Origin of the sequence: Blautia sp. CAG:237 (assembly GCF_000436615.1) — a bacterium.
Taxonomy (GTDB): domain Bacteria; phylum Bacillota; class Clostridia; order Lachnospirales; family Lachnospiraceae; genus Blautia_A; species Blautia_A intestinihominis.
Map to the genome: position 1 here is coordinate 327 of NZ_FR886683.1, position 3,842 is coordinate 4,168.

The following is a 3,842-nucleotide window of genomic DNA, read 5'->3' on the forward strand; positions in this document are numbered from 1 at the left end:
AAGTAAATATTGCCGGTCTGCATCTCCTGCTGGCAGAGGATAATGAACTGAATGCTGAGATCGCAAGGACATTATTGGAAGATGAAGGAGCCATCACAACCATTGTAAATGACGGACAGCAGGCAGTAGACATTTTTTCCAGAAATAAACCGGGCACTTTTGATGCGATTCTTATGGATATCATGATGCCAGAGATGGATGGACTCTCCGCAACAAAAGCGATCCGCGCACTTGACCGTGAAGATGCCGGAACCATCCCGATCATTGCCATGACTGCAAATGCCTTTGATGAGGATGAGAAGAAGTGTATGGAAGCAGGTATGAATGCACACCTGGTGAAACCGCTGGATATCCAGAAAATGAAAGAAGCTGTCTGCAGATATCTGAATAAACAAAATGATCGACAGGGAGACTGAGAATTGGGAGATTGCAGTCTCCCTGTGTTTTTGCTATAAAAAAACTCAGTAAAACAACAGATTTTCGTTACTATATGTTATGATAAAATTACAGGAATAAAAAATTCATGCAGGGGAGAGCGAGGATGAAAAAGAAGTTTTTATTTATGGCACTTGGTGTCAGTATGCTGGGCATTATGACGGGAAATTTTGTTAAAGCGGATGATGAAGTCCAGGAAGAAGAAAGTATCGTACAGCCGTACGAACATCAGCACAGAGATGTCGGGGAAACGATGTACAGAGAGGCTGCCAGGGTATTTGCGGGTGGAGATGGAACTGAGAACTCACCTTATGAGATCAGTTCTGCGGAGGAACTGCAGTATCTATCAGAACTCCTTTCGGATCCGGAGAATAGAAGTACGGAATATCGTACTCAAAATTATATCCTGACAGCAGATATCAGTCTTAATGATGCTTCTGATTATGAAAACTGGGGCACAGAGCGACCGGAGTATGACTGGAGATCGATCGGAGCAGAAGCGACGTTTACTGGTGTATTTGACGGAAACGGACATACGATCAGTGGCCTGTATCAGAATAGAGATCTTCAGGAAGACAACGCAGATGCTTCATCAGATTATAGCGGTTTATTCGCAGATGTATATTGTGCTACGATAAAAAATCTGAATCTGACGGATGTATATATTGAAGTATCAGGGGATGCTTCCAAAGCGGGAGGAATTGCCGGAAATGCAGCTAAAACACAGATTCTGAACTGCACAGTAAATGGGACTGTGATTGGATATGATGGATATTACGGAGGAATTACCGGAAGTGCGTCTGGCACGATCAGTGGATGTGAGTTTGATGGAACTGTAAAAGCAGTAAAAGATTTGAAGAACGGGCAAAGCGGGCTGGCTTACCTGGGTGGAATTACAGGAGATTTTTCATCAGCAGTATCTGCTGTGGAAAGTGACAGGGATGAAAAAGCAGAAGATTTTGCAGGGATTGTGAATTGCTTGAATAAAGGAAACATAGAAGCAGAAAAAGAAAGTGCTTCCGCCCATGCATTGGGAGGAATTGCAGGTTCGAATTCTGCCAGGATCACAGGCTGTGTAAACGAGGGAACGGTTGAAGCTAAGGTGAATGAAGAGGACTCAGAAGGAACCTCATTATCAGCAGGCGGAATTACGGGAGATTTTTCCGTGGTGGTCATGGGAGAGGATGGGATTCTCAGTGACTGTATAAATAATGGAACTGTTATATCTGATAATGCCAATACAGGAGGAATCACAGGTTCTGTGTATCTGTCAGATCCGAGATATACCGTTACGATTGAAAATTGCAAAAATGTAGGAAAAGTTTTTTCGACAAATCATTATTATGCTGGCATTGCAGCAGATGCATGTATAAAAACAGACAGTACACTTACTGTCTCGGGATGTATGAATGAAGTAGACTTTACAGAAGGAGAAGGTGCCGGGATCGTTCATCATCTGGCAATGCAGAAAGGAAATGTGGTTCTGTCTGACTGCGTCAATCATGGAAAGATTGTTTCATTCGGACAAAATGCAGCAGGTATTCTCTGTTATACAACAAATATGGGAAATGACTGGAATCTGGAACTTGAAAACTGTGAAAATACAGGAGACATCAGCAGTGAAGTAGAGGCAGGTGGAATTGCATGTTTTACGGCTTATTATAAGACTGAGGAAAATGCAAATACATCTTTTACAATCAGGAACTGTAAGAATAGCGGAAATCTTTCTTCTCCGACTACGAATGGTTATATGGGCGGCATTCTTGCAGTTGATGGTTTTATGCTTACCAAAACAGAAATCGACGGATGCGAAAACAGTGGAAATATTTCATTCACGAAACAGTGGGTCATGGGAGAAGCAGATCTGAAAACGGAAAATGATGAGGGAGAAAAAGAAGATGCTTCTTTGTTCACTCTGTCTGTTATGGGAGGAGGAATTGTTGGCAGAATAGGAGAATCCGTACTGTTATCGGTTGATGCTGATAAGCTCTCTAAAAGTGAGATCAACAAAAAAGACGCTCTCGTTATGATCAGCAATTGTACCAATACTGGCTCGCTGAGTTATGAAGAGCCACAGAAAGGTGATGGTGTGACAGAAGAAGAATTCCAGAAAGCAAAAGCGGAATACTGGAAACCAAGTATGGGAGGAATCCTGGGAGACTGCTCCTGCACAAACGGTTTCAGTGTGAATTTTGAAAACTGTACTTACAGCACAGAGCGTGGTGTAGGAAATGTGGAGCTTCCGGACAGTACACTAGAGAAAATGGCGGCGGTAGAAATTGGTTATCGCCATATAGATACTGCTCAGGCTTATGGAAATGAGCGTGGAGTTGGAGAGGGTGTCAGAACCTGTGGAATTCCGAGAGAGGAACTTTTTGTTGTATCCAAGGTTGCTGCAGAACACAAGACATATGAGGATGCAGCCAGAAGTATCAATGAAACTCTGGAAAAAATGGGCCTTGATTATCTGGACATGATGATCATTCACAGCCCGCAGCCATGGGTAGAAGTGAACCAGTCAGAGAACCGTTATGTAGAAGGAAACCGTGCAGCATGGAAAGCGCTGGAAGACGCATATAAAGCTGGAAAATTAAAAGCGCTCGGTGTTTCCAATTTCCAGATCGGAGATATTGAGAGCCTGGTGGAAACCGCAGAGATCAAACCGATGGTCAACCAGATCCTGCTTCATATCAGCAATACCCCGCTTGAACTGGTCGGATATTGCCAGAAGAACGGAATTGTAGTAGAAGCATATTCCCCGAATGGACATGGCGAGATCCTGAATCAGCCGGAAATCAAAGAAATGGCCGAGAAATATGGAGTATCTGTTCCACAGCTCTGCATCCGTTATACACTGCAGCTTGGAACGATTTCCCTGCCAAAGACAGCAAATCCAGATCATATGAAGGCAAATGCAGAAGTTGATTTCGAAATCAGCCCGGAGGATATGGAGATTCTCAAGAACTTCAAAAAGATTGAGAGTTATGGAGCAAGCAGTGGATTCCCTGTGTATGGCGGAAAACTCTGATTAAAAAAGAAAACGATAGAGTAAAGCATAAAAGCTGCTGGCATGCAAGTCAGCAGCTTTTTGCACCTTATTTTGGGGAACATTTTGTAATATAAAATGTCACATGTGCCTCAGAATCTGTCTGTACGAGGAATTTGGAGGCGGGCATTTTTTCGCGGCAGAGGGTATCCCAGAAGCCAAGTTCTGTGCGGAGAAGAAAATTGAATCCGTTGATTTCTTTAAAGCTGTTTTTCAGTGGAAATGGAAGGATTCCAATATCACAGGAACCGTCTTTCAGGGCAGCGAGAACTTCCTCATTCTGGCAGATGACAGAGGAAACCATCATTCCCGGATATTCGGCATTTAGGACAATAAGCGGGAATCCTCGGCAATTCAATTA

General features: G+C 43.3%; 3 protein-coding genes. 2 read left to right on the forward strand and 1 reads right to left on the reverse strand.

The features are described from left to right. Together QZL69_RS02225 and QZL69_RS13805 are read left to right on the forward strand one after the other, a co-directional pair. Positions 1-416: response regulator (locus QZL69_RS02225; protein WP_291517926.1), on the forward strand; the 416-nt coding region annotated here is incomplete at its 5' end. 125 nt (positions 417-541) lie between these two features. After that, complete coding sequence (locus tag QZL69_RS13805; RefSeq protein ID WP_022213596.1) at positions 542-3,463, forward strand: aldo/keto reductase; 2,922 nt, start codon at positions 542-544, stop codon at positions 3,461-3,463. Positions 3,464-3,530: 67 nt separating this feature from the next. On the opposite strand, the gene QZL69_RS02235 is transcribed toward QZL69_RS13805, so the two are convergent. Then, positions 3,531-3,788, reverse strand: coding sequence for a hypothetical protein (locus QZL69_RS02235; protein ID WP_022213597.1), 258 nt, complete (start codon positions 3,786-3,788; stop codon positions 3,531-3,533). Positions 3,789-3,842 lie beyond the last annotated feature (54 nt).

Coding starts and splice junctions, on each gene's coding strand:
- QZL69_RS02235 (WP_022213597.1), bottom strand. CDS start 3,788: ATGATGGTTTCCTCTGTCATCTGCCAGAATGAGGAAGTTCTCGCTGCC.
- QZL69_RS13805 (WP_022213596.1), top strand. CDS start 542: ATGAAAAAGAAGTTTTTATTTATGGCACTTGGTGTCAGTATGCTGGGC.